The following is an 18,329-nucleotide window of genomic DNA, read 5'->3' on the forward strand; positions in this document are numbered from 1 at the left end:
TCTCATGGGCGAACTGGCCAAAGAAATCCTCCCGGTCAATATCGAAGACGAGCTGAAGCAGTCCTATCTCGACTACGCGATGAGCGTGATTGTCGGGCGGGCACTGCCGGATGCGCGCGATGGCTTGAAGCCCGTGCACCGGCGTGTGCTGTTCGCGATGAGCGAGCTGGGCAACGACTTCAACAAGCCGTACAAGAAATCTGCCCGTGTTGTCGGTGACGTGATCGGTAAGTATCACCCTCACGGTGATACCGCGGTGTACGACACCATCGTTCGGATGGCGCAGCCATTCTCGCTGCGTTACCTGCTGGTAGACGGTCAGGGCAACTTCGGTTCGGTGGACGGCGACAACGCCGCGGCCATGCGATACACCGAAGTGCGCATGACCAAGCTGGCGCACGAGCTGCTGGCAGACCTGCACAAAGAAACCGTGGACTGGGTGCCGAACTACGACGGCACCGAAATGATCCCGGCGGTCATGCCGACCCGTATCCCCAACCTGCTGGTCAACGGCTCCAGCGGTATCGCCGTGGGCATGGCGACCAACATTCCGCCGCACAACCTCGGTGAAGTCATCGACGGTTGCCTGGCACTCATCGACAACCCGGAACTGACCGTCGATGAGCTGATGCAATACATCCCCGGTCCGGACTTCCCGACCGCCGCGATTATCAACGGTCGCGCCGGCATCATCGAAGCCTACCGCACCGGTCGCGGACGCATTTACATGCGTGCCCGCTCGACCATCGAAGACATCGACAAGGTCGGTGGTCGTCAGCAGATCGTCATCACCGAACTCCCTTACCAGTTGAACAAGGCGCGTCTGATCGAAAAGATCGCCGAGCTGGTCAAAGAGAAGAAGCTCGAAGGCATCACCGAGCTGCGTGACGAGTCCGACAAGGACGGTATGCGTGTCGTGATCGAACTGCGTCGCGGTGAAGTGCCTGAGGTGATCCTCAACAACCTCTACGCCCAGACCCAGCTGCAAGCGGTGTTCGGTATCAACATCGTCGCGCTGATCGACGGCCGTCCGCGGATCCTCAACCTCAAGGACCTGCTGGAAGCTTTCGTTCGTCACCGTCGCGAAGTGGTGACCCGCCGTACCGTGTTCGAACTGCGCAAAGCACGCGAACGTGGCCACATTCTGGAAGGACAAGCGGTTGCCCTGTCGAACATCGACCCGGTCATCGCCCTGATCAAGGCCTCGCCAACGCCATCGGAAGCCAAGGAAGCGCTGATCAGCACGGCCTGGGAATCTTCCGCCGTGGTTGCGATGGTTGAGCGTGCGGGTGCCGACTCTTGCCGTCCAGAGACCCTGGACCCGCAATACGGCCTGCGCGACGGCAAGTACTTCCTGTCGCCGGAACAGGCGCAAGCCATTCTGGAACTGCGCCTGCACCGTCTGACCGGTCTGGAACACGAAAAGCTGCTGGCCGAGTACCAAGAGATCCTCAACCAGATCGGCGAACTGATCCGCATCCTCAGCAGCGCCACGCGCCTGATGGAAGTGATCCGCGAAGAGCTGGAAGTGATCCGCGCCGAGTACGGCGATGTGCGTCGCACCGAGATTCTCGATGCCCGTCTCGACCTGACCCTGGGCGACATGATCCCGGAAGAAGAGCGCGTCGTGACCATTTCCCACGGTGGCTACGCCAAGACCCAGCCGTTGGCTGCGTACCAGGCTCAGCGTCGTGGCGGTAAAGGCAAATCGGCCACTGGCGTCAAAGATGAGGACTACATTGCTCACCTGCTGGTCGCCAACAGCCACACCACGCTGCTGCTGTTCTCCAGTAAAGGCAAAGTGTACTGGCTGAAAACCTACGAAATTCCGGAAGCGTCCCGCGCTGCCCGTGGTCGTCCGCTGGTCAACCTGTTGCCGCTGGACAGTGATGAATACATCACCACCATGCTGCCGGTCGAGGAATACACTGAAGGTCACTTCATCTTCATGGCCACTGCCAAAGGCACCGTGAAGAAGACCCCGCTGGAATCCTTCAGCCGTCAACGCAGCGTCGGCCTGATCGCGCTGGAGCTGGACGAAGGCGACGTGCTGATCTCTGCCGCCATTACCGATGGCGAGCGCGAAGTCATGCTGTTCTCCGACGGCGGCAAGGTCACTCGTTTCAAGGAAACCGACGTTCGCGCCATGGGCCGTACCGCTCGCGGTGTCCGCGGTATGCGTCTGCCAGAAGGCCAGAAGCTGATTTCCATGCTGATCCCGGAAGAAGGCAGCCAGATTCTCACCGCTTCGGCGCGTGGTTTCGGCAAGCGCACCGCGATCACCGAGTTCCCTGAGTACAAGCGTGGCGGTCAGGGCGTTATCGCCATGGTCAGCAACGAGCGTAACGGCCGTCTGGTCGGCGCAGTCCAGGTGCTCGACGGCGAGGAGATCATGCTGATTTCCGACCAGGGCACGTTGGTTCGTACCCGTGTCGACGAAGTCTCCAGCCTGGGTCGTAACACCCAGGGCGTAACCCTGATCAAGCTGGCCAGCGATGAAACGCTGGTAGGCCTGGAGCGGGTTCAGGAGCCGTCGGAAGTCGAAGGCGAAGAGCTGGAAAGCGAAGGGCTCGAAGGTGAAGAGGGCGCGGTGTTCGACGGTGAGGTCGTGATCGACGACGTTGTCGAAGACCAGCAACTCGACGCCGCCGCTGACGAAGAGCCGCAAGAGTAAGCGGGCAAGCAGGGGGCGGATGAAGATTCGCCCCCTTGTTATTTGTTCTGTTTGAAAATTTGCGACACTGCACAGGATCGTTCCCACGCTCTGCGTGGGAATGCCGCTCGGGACGCTCCGCGTCCCATGACGCAGAGCGTCATTGGATGCATTCCCACGCAGAGCGTGGGAACGATCATCCGCAGACCGAAAGATTTAAGTGACCACCAAATCAGAGCGAGATTGGATGTGAGCAAGAGAGCCTATAACTTCTGTGCCGGTCCTGCGGCGCTTCCCGAAGCTGTTCTGAAGCGCGCCCAGGGTGAACTTCTTGATTGGCACGGCAAGGGTTTGTCGGTCATGGAAATGAGCCATCGCAGCGATGAGTTCGTGTCCATTGCCACCAAGGCCGAGCAGGATCTGCGTGATCTGCTGAATATCCCCTCGAACTATAAAGTGCTGTTTCTGCAAGGTGGCGCGAGTCAGCAATTTGCTCAGATTCCGCTGAACCTGTTGCCGGAAAGCGGCACCGCCGACTATATCGACACCGGTATCTGGTCGCAGAAAGCTATCGAAGAAGCCTCGCGCTACGGCCACGTCAACGTTGCCGCCACCGCCAAGCCTTACGACTATTTCGCCATCCCCGGTCAGAACGAATGGAGCCTGTCCAAAGACGCGGCCTACGTTCACTACGCACCGAACGAAACCATTGGGGGCCTGGAATTCCAATGGATCCCGGAAACCGGGGATGTGCCGCTGGTCGCTGACATGTCCTCGGACATTCTCTCGCGTCCGGTGGATGTTTCGCGTTTCGGCATGATCTACGCCGGCGCGCAGAAAAACATCGGCCCGAGCGGCATTGTCGTGAACATCGTGCGCGAAGACCTGCTCGGTCACGCCCGTTCCATTTGCCCGACCATGCTCAACTACAAGGTCGCGGCCGATAACGGCTCGATGTACAACACCCCGCCAACCCTGGCCTGGTACTTGTCCGGCCTGGTGTTCGAGTGGCTGAAAGAGCAAGGTGGCGTCGAAGCCATCGGCAAGCTCAATGAAGTCAAGCAGCGCACCCTGTATGACTTCATCGACGCCAGCGGCTTGTACAGCAACCCGATCAACAAGTCGGACCGCTCGTGGATGAACGTGCCGTTCCGTCTGGCCGACGATCGTCTCGACAAGCCGTTCCTGGCCGGTGCCGACGAACGCGGCTTGCTGAACCTCAAGGGCCACCGTTCCGTGGGCGGCATGCGTGCCTCCATCTATAACGCCGTCGACATCGTTGCGGTCAACGCACTGGTTTCGTACATGGCAGAGTTCGAGAAGGAACATGGCTGATGTCTGAGCAAGAACTCAAGGCACTGCGCCTGCGCATTGATGCTCTGGACGAAAAAGTCCTGGAACTGATCAGTGAGCGCGCACGTTGCGCCCAGGAAGTTGCGCGAGTAAAGATGGCCTCGCTGGCCGAAGGCGAAGTGCCGGTGTTCTATCGTCCTGAGCGTGAAGCCCAGGTGCTCAAGCGTGTGATGGAGCGCAACCAGGGGCCGCTGGGCAACGAAGAGATGGCGCGGCTGTTCCGCGAAATCATGTCTTCGTGCCTGGCCCTCGAGCAGCCGCTGAAAGTGGCTTACCTTGGCCCTGAAGGCACCTTCACCCAGGCGGCGGCCATGAAGCACTTCGGCCACGCGGTGATCAGCAAGCCGATGGCGGCGATCGATGAAGTGTTCCGAGAAGTCGCGGCCGGTGCGGTGAACTTTGGCGTGGTCCCGGTGGAGAACTCCACCGAAGGCGCGGTCAACCACACCCTCGACAGCTTCCTCGAGCACGACATGGTGATCTGCGGCGAAGTTGAATTGCGGATTCACCATCACCTGTTGGTGGGTGAAAACACCAAGACCGACAGCATCAGCCGCATCTATTCCCACGCCCAGTCCCTGGCCCAGTGCCGCAAGTGGCTGGACGCCCATTACCCGAATGTCGAGCGCGTGGCGGTTTCGAGCAACGCTGAAGCAGCCAAGCGGGTCAAGGGTGAATGGAACTCGGCAGCGATCGCCGGCGACATGGCCGCCGGTCTGTACGGGTTGACTCGTCTGGCCGAAAAAATCGAGGATCGTCCGGACAACTCCACGCGATTCCTGATGATCGGCAGCCAGGAAGTACCGCCGACCGGCGACGACAAGACCTCGATCATCGTCTCCATGAGCAACAAACCCGGCGCGCTCCATGAGTTGCTGGTGCCGTTCCATGAAAATGGCATCGACCTGACGCGCATCGAGACCCGTCCGTCGCGCAGTGGTAAATGGACCTACGTGTTCTTCATCGACTTCGTCGGCCACCACCGCGACCCACTGGTCAAAGGTGTGCTGGAAAAGATCAGTCAGGAAGCAGTAGCACTCAAAGTGCTGGGTTCCTACCCGAAAGCAGTTCTCTAAGGGCGGTAGCAAATGAGTGGCAACTTCCTCGCTCTGGCACAGCCGGGCGTGCAACAACTTTCGCCTTACGTTCCGGGCAAACCCGTGGACGAACTGGCCCGTGAGCTGAACCTCGATCCGGCCAATATCGTCAAACTGGCGAGCAACGAAAACCCGTTGGGCGCCAGTCCCAAGGCATTGGCAGCGATTCGCCAAGCGCTGGCCGAGCTGACTCGCTATCCGGACGGCAACGGTTTTGCGCTCAAGACCCTGCTGGCCGATCAGTGCCGCGTCGAGCTCAACCAGGTAACGCTGGGCAACGGCTCCAACGACATTCTGGAGCTGGTGGCGCGCGCCTATCTGGCGCCAGGCCTGAACGCGGTGTTCAGCGCCCATGCGTTTGCGGTCTATCCGATCGTCACCCAGGCCGTTGGCGCCCAGGCAAAAGTGGTCCCGGCCAAAGACTGGGGCCATGACCTGTCGGCCATGCTCGCCGCGATCGATGCCGATACCCGCGTGGTGTTCATCGCCAACCCGAACAACCCGACCGGGACCTGGTTCGACGCCCAGGCGCTGGATGACTTCCTGCAGGACGTACCGGCCCATGTGTTGGTGGTGCTGGACGAGGCCTACATCGAATACGCCGAAGGCAGCGATTTGCCGGACGGCCTGGATTATCTGGCGGCCTACCCGAACCTGCTGGTCTCGCGCACCTTCTCCAAGGCTTATGGTCTGGCGTCGCTGCGGGTCGGTTACGGCTTGTCCTCGGCCGTCGTCGCCGATGTGCTCAATCGCGTGCGTCAGCCGTTCAACGTTAACAGCCTCGCACTGGCCGCCGCTTGTGCCGCGCTGCAAGACGTGGACTACCTGGCTGAAAGCCGTCGCCTGAACGAGGCCGGCATGCAGCAGCTGCAAGCGGGTTTGCGCGAGCTGGGGTTGAGCTGGATTCCCTCCAAAGGCAACTTCATCTGTGTCGATCTGGGTCGCGTTGCGGCGCCAGTGTTCGAGGGGTTGCTGCGCGAAGGCGTGATCGTGCGTCCGGTGGCCAATTACGGCATGCCGAACCACTTGCGCATCACCATCGGTCTGCCAGCGGAAAACAGCCGCTTCCTCGAAGCGCTGACCAGGGTTCTTGCTCGTGGTTGATGTCACTGCACTGCAACCTGCTCAACCTATGATCGGTCGCCTGGTGGTGGTCGGTCTGGGCTTGATCGGCGGTTCGTTTGCCAAAGGCCTGCGTGAAAGCGGCCTGTGTCGCGAAGTGGTCGGGGTCGATCTCGACCCGCAGTCGCGCAAACTGGCGGTCGAATTGGGCGTGGTGGATCGCTGCGAAGAAGACCTGGCGGCAGCCTGCCAGGGCGCTGACGTGATTCAACTGGCAGTGCCGATCCTGGCCATGGAAAAACTGCTCGCGCTGTTGGCGGGCATGAACCTGGGGCAGGCGATCCTGACCGATGTCGGCAGCGCCAAGGGCAATGTGGTGCGCGCGGCGACCGAGGCGTTTGGCGGCATGCCGACGCGCTTCGTGCCGGGGCATCCGATCGCCGGTTCCGAGCAGAGCGGGGTGGAAGCCTCCAATGCCGAACTGTTTCGTCGTCATAAAGTGATTCTGACGCCGCTGGATCAGACCGATCCGGCCGCGCTGGCAGTGGTTGACCGGTTGTGGCGCGAATTGGGTGCCGACGTCGAGCACATGCAGGTCGAGCGTCATGACGAAGTGCTGGCGGCGACCAGCCATCTGCCGCACTTGCTGGCGTTCGGTTTGGTCGATTCGTTGGCCAAACGCAATGAAAATCTTGAGATCTTCCGTTACGCTGCGGGCGGTTTCCGCGATTTCACAAGAATCGCCGGAAGCGACCCGGTCATGTGGCACGACATCTTCCTCGCCAACCGCGAAGCTGTCCTGCGCACACTCGATACATTTCGCAGCGACCTCGACGCCTTGCGCGACGCGGTCGATGCAGGGGATGGGCACCAATTGTTGGGCGTGTTCACGCGCGCCCGGGTTGCCCGCGAGCATTTCAGTAAAATCCTGGCCCGCCGGGCCTATGTGGACGCTATGAATTCCAACGATCTGATTTTCCTGGCACAACCTGGTGGCCGCCTGACTGGGCGGATTCGTGTACCGGGCGACAAATCGATTTCCCACCGTTCGATCATGCTCGGTTCCCTGGCTGACGGCGTCACCGAAGTGGAAGGTTTCCTCGAGGGCGAAGACGCTCTGGCGACCTTGCAAGCCTTCCGCGACATGGGTGTTGTCATCGAAGGTCCGCACCACGGTCGTGTGACCATCCATGGCGTCGGCCTGCACGGTCTCAAACCTGCGCCAGGCCCGATCTACCTGGGCAACTCCGGCACTTCGATGCGTCTGCTGTCTGGCCTGTTGGCTGCGCAGAGCTTCGATAGCACGCTGACTGGCGATGCCTCGTTGTCCAAGCGTCCGATGAATCGCGTGGCCAATCCACTGCGCGAAATGGGCGCCGTGATCGAGACTGCTGCTGAAGGTCGTCCACCGATGACCATCCGTGGCGGCAACAAGCTCAAGGGCCTGACTTACACCATGCCGATGGCCAGCGCCCAGGTTAAATCCTGCCTGTTGCTGGCGGGTCTGTATGCCGAAGGCAAGACCACCGTCACCGAGCCAGCACCGACTCGCGATCACACCGAGCGCATGCTGCGCGGCTTCGGCTACCCGGTCACCGTCAATGGCGCGACCGCCTCGGTCGAGTCCGGCCACACGCTGACCGCGACCCACATCGAAGTGCCGGGCGACATCTCGTCGTCGGCGTTCTTCCTTGTAGCCGCGTCGATTGCCGAGGGTTCGGAGCTGGTGCTGGAGCACGTCGGCATCAACCCGACCCGTACCGGCGTGATCGACATCCTGCGCCTGATGGGTGCGGACATCACCCTGGAAAACCTGCGTGAAGTGGGCGGCGAGCCGGTAGCGGATCTGCGCGTACGCGCAGCTAAACTCAAAGGTATCGAGATCCCCGAGGCGCTGGTTCCATTGGCCATCGACGAATTCCCGGTGCTGTTCGTGGCTGCGGCCTGTGCCGAAGGACGCACTGTGCTGCGTGGCGCCGAAGAGCTGCGCGTGAAAGAATCGGACCGGATCCAGGTCATGGCGGATGGTTTGCTGGCACTGGGCGTCAAATGCGAACCGACCCCGGACGGTATCATCATCGACGGCGGCCAGATCGGCGGCGGCGAAGTGCATGGTCACGGCGATCACCGGATTGCCATGGCCTTCAGCGTCGCTTCGCTGCGTGCCACTGCACCGATCCGCATCCATGACTGCGCCAACGTCGCGACCTCGTTCCCGAACTTCCTCGCGCTGTGCGCGCAGGTCGGTATCCGTGTTGCACAAGAGGCTCAGTCGTGAAAATCAACGCACCGGTCATCACCATTGATGGGCCAAGCGGCTCTGGCAAAGGCACTGTCGCCGGGATGCTGGCCAAGCGCCTGGGCTGGAACTTGCTGGATTCCGGTGCGCTGTACCGATTGCTGGCGTTCGCGGCGTATAACCATGGCGTCGATCTGACGAACGAAGAGTTGCTCAAAAAACTTGCCGCTCATCTGGATGTGCAATTCATCGCGGCGACCGACGGTCAGCTGCAACGCATCATTCTGGAAGGTGACGAAGTCAGCGATATCATTCGTACCGAAAGTATCGGCGCGGGCGCTTCCCAGGTCGCTGCGCTGCCCGCCGTTCGCGAGGCGCTGCTGCAGCGCCAGCGGGCATTTCAGGAACCTCCGGGTCTGGTGGCCGATGGCCGCGACATGGGCACGGTGGTATTTCCCGACGCACCGTTGAAGATTTTCCTGACCGCCAGTGCCGAGGAGCGTGCGCGCCGTCGATACTTGCAGTTGAAGGGCAAAGTCGATGGTGTTAGTCTGTCGAGTCTGCTAGATGAGATACGTGCGCGCGATGAGCGCGACACCCAGCGCGCAGTAGCCCCGCTCAAACCGGCGGCCGACGCGATACAGCTGGATTCCACGGAGTTGTCCATCGATCAGGTGCTGGAACGCATCGAGAGCGAGATCGCCATTCGCGATATCGCCGGGTGACCAAGAAAGCCGCAGGGGACCAGTCATAGTCCTGCGGTGTTTCTTTCATATGAAACTAACCCACACCGTCTGGGGTGTGGAGACGGGCGTATTCTTCGCCCTTATCTACAGGAATTAAAATGAGCGAAAGCTTTGCGGAACTCTTTGAAGAAAGCCTAAAAACCCTGAACCTTCAGGCAGGCTCCATCATCACCGGTGTTATCGTTGATATCGATTACCAGGCTCGCTGGGTAACCGTTCACGCTGGCCTGAAGTCTGAAGCACTCATCCCGCTTGAGCAGTTCTACAACGATGCTGGCGAGCTGAACATCAACGTCGGTGACGAAGTTCACGTTGCTCTGGACTCGGTTGAAGACGGCTTTGGTGAAACCAAGCTGTCCCGTGAAAAAGCCAAGCGCGCTGAATGCTGGATTGTTCTGGAAGCAGCCTTCGCAGCCGAAGAAGTGGTCAAGGGCGTTATCAACGGTAAGGTTAAAGGCGGCTTCACTGTCGACGTTAACGGCATCCGTGCGTTCCTGCCAGGTTCTCTGGTTGACGTCCGTCCAGTGCGCGACACCACGCACCTGGAAGGCAAAGAGCTGGAATTCAAGGTCATCAAACTCGACCAGAAGCGCAACAACGTTGTCGTTTCCCGTCGCAGCGTCCTCGAAGCCGAGAACTCCGCCGAGCGTGAAGCTCTGCTGGAATCCCTGCAGGAAGGCCAGCAAGTCAAAGGTATCGTCAAGAACCTCACCGATTACGGCGCATTCGTCGATCTGGGTGGCGTCGATGGCCTGCTGCACATTACCGACATGGCCTGGAAGCGTATCAAGCATCCTTCCGAAATCGTCAACGTTGGCGACGAGATCGATGTCAAGGTTCTGAAGTACGATCGCGAGCGCAATCGTGTTTCCCTGGGCCTCAAGCAACTGGGCGAAGATCCATGGGTTGCTATCAAAGCCCGTTACCCAGAAGGCACTCGCGTTACCGCTCGTGTAACCAACCTGACCGACTACGGCTGCTTCGCTGAGCTGGAAGAAGGCGTTGAAGGCCTGGTACACGTTTCCGAAATGGACTGGACCAACAAGAACATCCACCCTTCGAAAGTCGTACAAGTCGGCGACGAAGTGGAAGTCATGGTTCTGGACATCGACGAAGAGCGTCGTCGTATCTCCCTGGGCATCAAGCAGTGCAAGTCGAACCCATGGGAAGACTTCTCTGGCCAGTTCAACAAGGGCGACAAAATCTCCGGCACCATCAAGTCGATCACCGATTTCGGTATCTTCATTGGTCTGGACGGCGGCATCGACGGTCTGGTTCACCTGTCCGACATCTCCTGGAACGAAGTGGGCGAAGAAGCCGTTCGCCGCTTCAAGAAGGGCGACGAGCTGGACACCGTTATCCTGTCGGTTGACCCAGAGCGCGAGCGCATCTCCCTGGGTATCAAGCAACTGGAAAGCGATCCGTTCTCCGAGTACGTTCAAGAGAACGACAAAGGCGCCATCGTTAAAGGCATCGTGAAAGAAGTTGACGCCAAAGGCGCCATCATCACTCTGGCCGACGATATCGAAGCGACTCTGAAAGCCTCCGAAATCAGCCGTGACCGCGTTGAAGACGCGCGTAACGTTCTGAAAGAAGGCCAGGAAGTAGAAGCCAAGATCATCAGCGTTGACCGCAAGAGCCGTGTAATCCAGCTCTCCATCAAGTCGAAAGACGATGCTGAAGAGAAAGAAGCCATCCAGAGCTTGAAAGACAAGCCTTCGGATAGCATCGCTGCTGGTCCTACCACTCTGGGCGACCTGTTGCGTGCACAAATGGAAAAGCAGAACTAAGTTCTGACAGACCATAAAAAAGGGCGACTTCGGTCGCCCTTTTTTGTGTCTGCGATTTGGTGAATCCCAGGGGGCCGACACCACTGCTTTTCGTAGGAGCCAGGCTTGCAGGCGAAGGCGTCCGCAAGAGCGCTTTCGCCGGCAAGCCTGGCTCCTACGAAAAGCAGTCGGCCCACCACCTTATTTCTTTTGTGAAACCAATTATCTACATAAATTGTCTGTAGCTTCATACAGGTCAATCATCTATTCGAGGCTAGGCTTAGTCTGAAGTGAACGACCGCTGGGCATTGCGCCCGGCATAAGGAAGCGAATGAACAAGCTCATTGTCGTGATAGCAGTGCTGGTATTGGCGGGCTGTACCACGAGCGCCAAGACTCGCGCGGTACGCGGAGTCAGTGGCATAGAGATCGATTGTTCAGGGTTGGGTTCCGGATGGGAAAAGTGTCACAAGCGAGCTGCAAAAGAATGCAAGGGCGCTGGGTACAAAGTTATCGTCAGGTCCGATGATGCCAAGGAAGAGGATCTATTCCCTTTCGGCTTCAATCCCGCGGGTTATCTGACGCGCACCATGCTAGTTATCTGTAGATGAATGGCGGGTTAGAGCAATGTTTCGATGTTCTGGAATCGGCCGCTTCATTACGAGGAAAGATATGTCAAAACTCAGGCTGTTCAAATTTCTCCGGGCATGCTAAAACCTTTGAAGCGCTTTTCCTAGCTGCTTGAAAAAGAAGGGAAAAATATGACGAAGTCGGAGTTGATCGAACGAATTGTCACCCATCAAGGGCTGCTCTCATCCAAGGATGTGGAGCTGGCCATCAAGACCATGCTTGAGCAAATGTCCCAATGTCTGGCCACCGGTGATCGAATCGAGATCCGTGGGTTTGGCAGCTTCTCCTTGCACTATCGCGCACCGCGTGTAGGCCGCAATCCGAAAACCGGTCAGTCCGTCAGCCTCGACGGCAAGTTCGTTCCGCATTTCAAGCCAGGCAAAGAACTGCGCGATCGCGTGAACGAGGAAGAGGAGGAGGGGCTTTGACAGCTGCTGCACTTCAAGGAATCGCTGATGCGTAATCTCAAGCGTGTACTTCTCGCTACCTTTGTCCTGTTGCTCGTTCTCGCGATCCTGGCGTTCGTACTTGAGAACCAGCAAAGCGTGTCACTGCTGTTCCTGGGCTGGGCAGGCCCGCAGTTGCCAGTATCGCTGGTCATGGTGATTGCGCTGCTGATTGGCATGGTGATCGGGCCGATTCTCGGCTGGTTTCTGGGGCGTACGTCCAGAGCTTCACGCAAGCGCCTTGTCTGATCGCGACAAACCCGTTACACGCGTCGAATTTGCGTCATAGCTTGTCCATATCCATTAGTAAAACCTTCATTAAGCTGTAAAATGCTGCGCTTGGCTGATAGGGGTAATTTTCCCACATCGGTTCAGACTGACTCTGTCAGAAGCCACGGCTGACTTGATGGCTTTTGCATTCATGGATTAGACAGTGCGCGGTTGACGGCCCTGTCAGCAACTTAAGGGTAAGGTTTCGCGTGAAAATTCTAGTTACCGGCGGCGCCGGGTTCATCGGCTCGGCAGTCATTCGTCATATCATCTCCAACACTGCCGACTCTGTCGTTAACGTCGATAAACTGACTTATGCCGGTAACCTTGAGTCGTTGGCCGAAGTCAGCCAGAACTCGCGTTACGTGTTCGAACGCGTCGACATCTGCGACCGTAATGAAGTGGACCGTGTCCTGCGTGAACACCAACCAGATGCCGTCATGCACCTGGCCGCAGAGTCTCACGTTGACCGTTCGATCTCCGGTCCGTCTGAGTTCATCCAGACCAACATCATCGGCACTTACACCTTGCTGGAAGCTGCTCGCCACTATTGGGCGGCACTGGATGAGGCGCGTAAAGCCAACTTCCGCTTCCACCATATTTCCACCGACGAAGTCTACGGAGACCTCGAAGGTCCGGAAGACCTCTTCACCGAAACCACACCGTATCAGCCAAGCTCGCCATATTCGGCCAGCAAGGCCAGCTCCGATCACCTGGTTCGCGCCTGGGCCCGTACCTATGGCCTGCCGACGCTGGTGACCAACTGCTCGAACAACTACGGCCCTTGCCATTTCCCGGAGAAATTGATCCCGCTGATCATTCTCAACGCACTGGAAGGCAAGCCGCTGCCGGTGTACGGCAAAGGCAACCAGGTCCGTGACTGGCTCTACGTCGAAGACCACGCCCGCGCACTGTACAAAGTCGTGACCGAAGGCGTGATCGGCGAGACCTACAACATCGGCGGCCATAACGAAAAGCAAAACATCGAAGTGGTGCATACCCTGTGCGCACTGCTCGACGAACTGCGTCCAGATTCCGCGCATCGTCCCCATGCCAGCCTGATCACCTACGTTCAGGATCGCCCGGGCCACGACCAGCGCTATGCCATCGATGCCAGCAAAATCCAGCGCGAGCTGGGCTGGACGCCGGAAGAAACCTTTGAAACCGGTATCCGCAAAACCGTCGAGTGGTACCTGAACAACACTGAATGGGTAGCTCACGTGAAAAGCGGCAGCTACCAACAATGGATCGACCAGAACTACACGGATCGTTCGGACAAAGCATGAAAATCCTTCTGTTGGGAAAAAACGGCCAGGTCGGCTGGGAGCTGCAGCGCTCCCTTGCGCCACTTGGCGAATTGATCGCTCTGGACCGCCACCCGGTCGATGGTTTGAGTGGTGACCTGTCTGATCTTGACGCATTGCGTGCAACGATCCGTCAGGTCAAGCCGGATATCATCGTCAACGCTGCGGCCTACACCGCGGTCGATAAAGCCGAATCCGAGACCGAACTGGCCGACCGTGTGAATGGTCAAGCCAGCCAGGTCATGGCTGAAGAAGCTGCATCCCTGGGCGCCTGGCTGATTCATTACTCGACCGACTACGTGTTCAGCGGCGAAGGCCTGACGCCGTGGCAAGAGACCGATGCCGTCGCTCCGGTGAATCACTACGGCGCCAGCAAACTGGCCGGCGAGCAAGCGATCATTGCCTCGGGCTGCAAGCACCTGATCTTCCGCACCAGCTGGGTCTACGGCGCTCGCGGCAATAACTTCGCCAAGACCATGCTGCGTCTGGCCAAAGACCGCGACACCCTGAGCGTCATCGCTGACCAGATCGGTGCCCCAACCGGCGCAGATTTGATCGCCGACGTAACGGCGCTGGCCATTCAGCAGGTCCGGCTACGCCCTGAACTGGCGGGCCTGTATCATCTGGCGGCCAGTGGTGAAGTGTCCTGGCACGGCTATGCCAGCCATGTGATCGGTTTTGCCAAGGCCAACGGGGAAGAACTTGCCGTCACGACGATCAATCCGATCGACACAACCGCCTACCCAACACCGGCGCGCCGCCCTCTGAACTCACGGTTGAACACTCAGAAGCTGCGCGACAACTTTTCTCTGCACTTGCCGGATTGGCAAAGTGGCGTCACCCGAATGCTGATGGAAGTCCTGAATAAATGACCACGACAAATCGTAAAGGCATCATCCTCGCTGGCGGCTCGGGCACGCGTCTGCACCCGTTGACCCTCGGCGTGTCCAAGCAGATGCTGCCGATCTACGACAAGCCGATGATCTTCTATCCGTTGTCGGTGCTGATGCTCGCGGGTATGCGCGAAATCCTGATTATCTCCACTCCTGAAGACCTGCCGTCGTTCCAGAAATTGCTGGGTGACGGCAGCCTGTACGGCATCAAGCTGACCTACGCCGAGCAACCTAGCCCGGACGGTCTGGCACAAGCCTTCATCATCGGCGAAGAGTTCATCGGCAAAGACCCGTGCTGCCTGATCCTGGGCGACAACATCTTCTACGGTCAGCACTTCTCCGAAAACCTGCGTTCCGCCAGCACTCAAGAGCATGGCGCGACTGTATTCGGCTATCACGTGTCAGACCCGGAGCGTTTTGGTGTCGTCGAGTTCGACGCTGCCGGCCGTGCCTTGAGCATCGAAGAGAAGCCGCTGAAGCCTAAATCTGCCTACGCGGTGACAGGCCTGTACTTCTACGACAACCAGGTCGTCGAAATCGCCAAGAGCATCAAGCCATCCGCACGTGGCGAGCTGGAAATTACTGATATTAACCGTGCCTACCTCGAGCAGAAGACCCTCAACGTCGAAATGCTCGGCCGCGGCTTCGCCTGGCTGGACACCGGTACCCATGATTCGCTGCTGGAAGCCAGTCACTTCGTGCACACCATCGAGCAGCGCCAAGGCCTGAAAGTGGCATGCCTGGAAGAGATTGCTTACCACAATGGCTGGATTAGTGCCGAGCAGTTGAGTACTCAGGCTGATGCTCTGAAGAAGACTGGTTATGGTCAGTACCTGCAGAAACTGCTGGACTCGCCTTCCCACTGATTCGAAAGCTCAATCCTTTCGAACAGTAGCGTTTAACCGGTCCAGGCAGGAATGGCATGCCAGTAAAACATCCCAAGGTTGCGGTTTTGCTGGCTGCCTACAATGGCATGCAGTGGATCGAGGAGCAGTTGGCCTCGATCCTCGACCAGTCAGCTGTTGACTTAACCGTTTATATCAGTATCGATCCTTCCACTGACGGTACCGAAGCTTGGTGTGCGGCTTATGCGGCTGAGCATCACCAAGTGATCGTTCTACCGGATGCCGGTAGCTTCGGTGGGGCCTCGCGTAACTTCTTTCGTTTGATTCGTGATGTCGACTTCGGCTCTTTCGATTTTATTTCTTTTGCCGATCAAGATGATATTTGGCACAAGGACAAACTGCAGCGTGCAGTCGACGCCATTCAAACTCGCCAGGTCGATGCCTATTCCAGCAACGTCACGGCCTTCTGGCCAGACGGCAAAACCCATTTACTGGACAAGGCCCAGCCCCAAGTTGAATGGGACTACCTGTTCGAAGCGGCAGGCCCGGGCTGTACCTATGTGCTGAGCAAAAAACTGGCAGAGTCCTTGAAAGTGGCGATGCTTGAAAATTGGCAGCCTCTGCAGACAGTCACTTTGCATGACTGGTATTGCTACGCTTTTGCGCGCAGTCATGGCTATCGCTGGTACATCGACCCATTGCCATCCATGGATTATCGCCAACACGACCGTAATCAGGTGGGTGCTAACAAGGGGTTGAGCCCATTGATTGCCCGGTACAAAACGATTCACGACGGTTGGTGGTTTAACCAAGTGCGGATGATTGCTTGTCTGGTTGGGCGGGACACAGACCCGTTCGTCAAAACATGGTTGCATCTGCGCCACCGGCAATTGATAAAACTGTCCTTCAGCGCCTGGCAATGCCGACGCCGGGCGCGGGACAAAGTGTTCTTCTTTTTTATCTGTTGGGCTACGGCGTTGATAGGGTACAAAGCTAAATGAATGCCCCAAAGATACTGGTGACAGGGGCAAGCGGATTTGTCGGCGAGGCGGTGGTTTTCAGGCTGCTGCTCGACAAGAAGTTCACCCCCATTGCAGCGGCGCGCGGCGCAACACGGCTGAACGGGTTATGCACAGTCGTTCCTTTTGAGCTGACTGATTCAAAAGCACTACCTAACCTCAATGATGTGCAAGTCGTCATCCATGCCGCTGCCCGCGTACATGTGATGAATGAAACTGCCGTGGATGCCTTGACCGAATTTCGTAAAGTCAATGTGGAGGGGAGCCTTCGATTGGCACGGCGCGCAGCTGAGTCGGGGGTAAAGCGCTTCATTTTCATCAGTTCGATCAAGGTCAATGGTGAAAGTACTGTTCGGGGCAAGCCGTTCAAGGCTAATGATTTTCCGGCTCCGGCCGATCCTTATGGTGTATCAAAGTACGAAGCCGAAGAGGCATTGAAGCAGCTCAGCCTCGATACTGGGATGGAGGTTGTCATCATTCGCCCGCCGCTGGTTTATGGGCCGGGAGTGAGGGCTAATTTTCTAAGTATGCTGAGTTGGCTCAATAAAGGCATTCCATTGCCACTGGGTGCGATTGGCAATCAGCGGAGCCTGGTTGCGATTGGAAATCTGGTCGATTTGATCGTCACCTGCATTGAACATCCGGCTGCGGCCAATCAGATTTTTCTAGTCAGCGATGGTGAGGATTTGTCTACCACTCAGTTGCTACGGCGCCTGGCGTCTGCCCTGGGAAAAAGGGCCTGGTTGCTACCGTTGCCCGAGTGGCTGCTGAAGCTGGCGGCATTGGCGTTGGGTAAGCAGAGCATCGTGCAACGTATTTGCGGATCGTTGCAGGTCGATATCAGTAAAAATCGCGAGATACTGGGCTGGACGCCAACCATCAACATCGAAAAAGCCATGCGTCAGACCGCTGGCCATTATCTGGAAAAGCAAACGAAATGACTTTTTGGTGGGCGCTACTCGCAGTATTTGTCGCTTCCTGGTTTTTGACTCTGTTGCTGCGCCGTTATGCGTTGGCCAAGAGCTTGATTGACATACCCAATGCACGCAGTTCGCATTCCGTCCCTACACCACGTGGAGGAGGGGTGGCAATTGTTGTAAGTTTCGTGGGTGCGCTCCTGATCCTTACAGGTTTGGACATGATGAGTTCTGCCGAATTGTACGCATTACTCGGTTCCGGATTATTGGTAGCGATTATTGGTTTTACTGACGACCATGGGCATATTGCTGCCCGATGGCGTTTGCTAGGCCACTTCATATCAGCTGTATGGGTGCTTTTCTGGCTGAACGGACTGGCGCCCCTCACTTTTTTTGGCAGCTCGATAAACCTTGGTTGGTTCGGCGACATTCTCGCGCTCCTATATCTCGTCTGGATGCTCAACCTTTACAACTTTATGGATGGTATCGACGGTTTAGCGAGCGCTGAAGCAATTTGTGCATGCCTTGGTACTGCTCTAATTTATTGGTTTGCCGGGCACTCTTCAATTGCTTGGACACCTTTAATGCTTGCGGGAGCAGTTGCAGGATTTTGTTACTGGAACTTCCCGCCTGCAAAGATATTTATGGGCGATGCGGGTAGTGGTTTTCTGGGGTTAATACTTGCCGTCTTGTCTCTTTGCGCCGCTTGGGTGGCACCAGAATTGTTCTGGGTTTGGTTGATTATGCTGGGGACGTTCATTGTCGACGCCACCTGGACATTACTTCGTCGCTTAATCCGCGGCGATGCAGTCTCCCAGGCTCATCGTAGTCATGCTTATCAGTACGCCTCACGTCTGTTCAAAAGCCACAAGAAAGTGACACTAACGACTGTTGTCATTAATCTTCTTTGGCTATGGCCCATTTCGCTGTTGGTTGGCTTGCAGTGGCTGGAGCCGTTATTCGGGGTATTTCTCGCCTATTTGCCGCTGGTCTGCGCAGCCTGCTATTTTAAGGCTGGCAGTGTTGAGCCGACAGCATCCCCTTAAGGTCAAGTGATTGCCCTGGCTTTTGAACTATCTAAAAATGA

The 18,329-nt window shown here is 57.6% G+C and carries 16 protein-coding genes; all 16 read left to right on the forward strand.

All coding sequences use genetic code 11. The features are described 5' to 3' along the window. Positions 1–4 precede the first annotated feature (4 nt). The 16 genes from gyrA (at position 5) to BZL43_RS26355 (ending at position 18,288) form a co-directional block, all read left to right on the forward strand. Positions 5–2,674, forward strand: coding sequence for a DNA gyrase subunit A (gyrA, locus tag BZL43_RS26280; protein WP_095634970.1), 2,670 nt, complete (start codon positions 5–7; stop codon positions 2,672–2,674). A 228-nt stretch (positions 2,675–2,902) separates the two neighbouring features. Beyond that, positions 2,903–3,988, forward strand: coding sequence for a 3-phosphoserine/phosphohydroxythreonine transaminase (gene serC, locus BZL43_RS26285; protein ID WP_095634971.1), 1,086 nt, complete (start codon positions 2,903–2,905; stop codon positions 3,986–3,988). Further along, a complete protein-coding gene (gene pheA, locus BZL43_RS26290) occupies positions 3,988–5,082 on the forward strand; it encodes a prephenate dehydratase (RefSeq protein WP_090317904.1) in 1,095 nt (364 codons plus the stop codon). The genes serC and pheA overlap by 1 nt, the downstream gene beginning before the upstream one ends. Before the next feature lie 12 nt (positions 5,083–5,094). After that, a complete protein-coding gene (hisC, locus tag BZL43_RS26295) occupies positions 5,095–6,207 on the forward strand; it encodes a histidinol-phosphate transaminase (RefSeq protein ID WP_095634972.1) in 1,113 nt (370 codons plus the stop codon). 28 nt (positions 6,208–6,235) lie between these two features. Beyond that, a complete protein-coding gene (locus BZL43_RS26300; protein WP_256582917.1) occupies positions 6,236–8,443 on the forward strand; it encodes a bifunctional prephenate dehydrogenase/3-phosphoshikimate 1-carboxyvinyltransferase in 2,208 nt (735 codons plus the stop codon). Further along, positions 8,440–9,129: a (d)CMP kinase gene (gene cmk / locus BZL43_RS26305; RefSeq protein ID WP_095634974.1), complete on the forward strand. Its 690-nt coding sequence runs from the start codon at positions 8,440–8,442 to the stop codon at positions 9,127–9,129. The genes BZL43_RS26300 and cmk overlap by 4 nt, the downstream gene beginning before the upstream one ends. A gap of 119 nt (positions 9,130–9,248) precedes the next feature. Next, the gene (gene rpsA / locus BZL43_RS26310; protein ID WP_092327163.1) at positions 9,249–10,940 is read left to right on the forward strand and encodes a 30S ribosomal protein S1; all 1,692 of its coding nucleotides are present in this window, start codon (positions 9,249–9,251) and stop codon (positions 10,938–10,940) included. A 310-nt stretch (positions 10,941–11,250) separates the two neighbouring features. Continuing rightward, positions 11,251–11,529 (forward strand): hypothetical protein, encoded by a 279-nt coding sequence (locus tag BZL43_RS26315; RefSeq protein WP_095634975.1) that lies wholly within the window; start codon positions 11,251–11,253, stop codon positions 11,527–11,529. A 150-nt stretch (positions 11,530–11,679) separates the two neighbouring features. Then, a complete protein-coding gene (gene ihfB / locus BZL43_RS26320) occupies positions 11,680–11,976 on the forward strand; it encodes an integration host factor subunit beta (RefSeq protein WP_007899751.1) in 297 nt (98 codons plus the stop codon). Between the two features lie 27 nt (positions 11,977–12,003). Beyond that, positions 12,004–12,243: a LapA family protein gene (locus BZL43_RS26325; RefSeq protein WP_095634976.1), complete on the forward strand. Its 240-nt coding sequence runs from the start codon at positions 12,004–12,006 to the stop codon at positions 12,241–12,243. Positions 12,244–12,473: 230 nt separating this feature from the next. After that, the gene (gene rfbB / locus BZL43_RS26330; RefSeq protein ID WP_095634977.1) at positions 12,474–13,550 is read left to right on the forward strand and encodes a dTDP-glucose 4,6-dehydratase; all 1,077 of its coding nucleotides are present in this window, start codon (positions 12,474–12,476) and stop codon (positions 13,548–13,550) included. Continuing rightward, positions 13,547–14,440: a dTDP-4-dehydrorhamnose reductase gene (gene rfbD / locus BZL43_RS26335; RefSeq protein ID WP_095634978.1), complete on the forward strand. Its 894-nt coding sequence runs from the start codon at positions 13,547–13,549 to the stop codon at positions 14,438–14,440. The genes rfbB and rfbD overlap by 4 nt, the downstream gene beginning before the upstream one ends. Further along, entirely contained in the window at positions 14,437–15,327 is an 891-nt protein-coding gene (rfbA, locus tag BZL43_RS26340; RefSeq protein ID WP_095634979.1) for a glucose-1-phosphate thymidylyltransferase RfbA, read from the forward strand. Before rfbD ends, rfbA begins: the two co-directional genes overlap by 4 nt. A 56-nt stretch (positions 15,328–15,383) precedes the next feature. Beyond that, complete coding sequence (locus BZL43_RS26345) at positions 15,384–16,307, forward strand: glycosyltransferase (protein ID WP_095634980.1); 924 nt, start codon at positions 15,384–15,386, stop codon at positions 16,305–16,307. After that, positions 16,304–17,266 carry an SDR family oxidoreductase gene (locus BZL43_RS26350; protein WP_095634981.1) on the forward strand — a complete coding sequence of 321 codons (963 nt, stop codon included), beginning with the start codon at positions 16,304–16,306 and terminating at the stop codon, positions 17,264–17,266. The genes BZL43_RS26345 and BZL43_RS26350 overlap by 4 nt, the downstream gene beginning before the upstream one ends. Continuing rightward, positions 17,263–18,288, forward strand: a complete 1,026-nt coding sequence (locus BZL43_RS26355) for a glycosyltransferase family 4 protein (protein WP_095634982.1) — start codon at positions 17,263–17,265, stop codon at positions 18,286–18,288. The genes BZL43_RS26350 and BZL43_RS26355 overlap by 4 nt, the downstream gene beginning before the upstream one ends. The last annotated feature ends 41 nt before the right edge of the window (positions 18,289–18,329 follow it).

Origin of the sequence: Pseudomonas sp. PICF141 (assembly GCF_002286815.1) — a bacterium.
GTDB lineage: Bacteria > Pseudomonadota > Gammaproteobacteria > Pseudomonadales > Pseudomonadaceae > Aquipseudomonas.

Bases quoted from the DNA above. Each gene is read 5' to 3' on its own strand.
- gyrA (WP_095634970.1), top strand. From the start codon at position 5: ATGGGCGAACTGGCCAAAGAAATCCTCCCGGTCAATATCGAAGACGAG.
- pheA (WP_090317904.1), top strand. From the start codon at position 3,988: ATGTCTGAGCAAGAACTCAAGGCACTGCGCCTGCGCATTGATGCTCTG.
- hisC (WP_095634972.1), top strand. From the start codon at position 5,095: ATGAGTGGCAACTTCCTCGCTCTGGCACAGCCGGGCGTGCAACAACTT.
- BZL43_RS26300 (WP_256582917.1), top strand. From the start codon at position 6,236: ATGATCGGTCGCCTGGTGGTGGTCGGTCTGGGCTTGATCGGCGGTTCG.
- rpsA (WP_092327163.1), top strand. From the start codon at position 9,249: ATGAGCGAAAGCTTTGCGGAACTCTTTGAAGAAAGCCTAAAAACCCTG.
- BZL43_RS26315 (WP_095634975.1), top strand. From the start codon at position 11,251: ATGAACAAGCTCATTGTCGTGATAGCAGTGCTGGTATTGGCGGGCTGT.
- ihfB (WP_007899751.1), top strand. From the start codon at position 11,680: ATGACGAAGTCGGAGTTGATCGAACGAATTGTCACCCATCAAGGGCTG.
- BZL43_RS26325 (WP_095634976.1), top strand. From the start codon at position 12,004: ATGCGTAATCTCAAGCGTGTACTTCTCGCTACCTTTGTCCTGTTGCTC.
- rfbD (WP_095634978.1), top strand. From the start codon at position 13,547: ATGAAAATCCTTCTGTTGGGAAAAAACGGCCAGGTCGGCTGGGAGCTG.
- rfbA (WP_095634979.1), top strand. From the start codon at position 14,437: ATGACCACGACAAATCGTAAAGGCATCATCCTCGCTGGCGGCTCGGGC.
- BZL43_RS26345 (WP_095634980.1), top strand. From the start codon at position 15,384: ATGCCAGTAAAACATCCCAAGGTTGCGGTTTTGCTGGCTGCCTACAAT.
- BZL43_RS26350 (WP_095634981.1), top strand. From the start codon at position 16,304: ATGAATGCCCCAAAGATACTGGTGACAGGGGCAAGCGGATTTGTCGGC.
- BZL43_RS26355 (WP_095634982.1), top strand. From the start codon at position 17,263: ATGACTTTTTGGTGGGCGCTACTCGCAGTATTTGTCGCTTCCTGGTTT.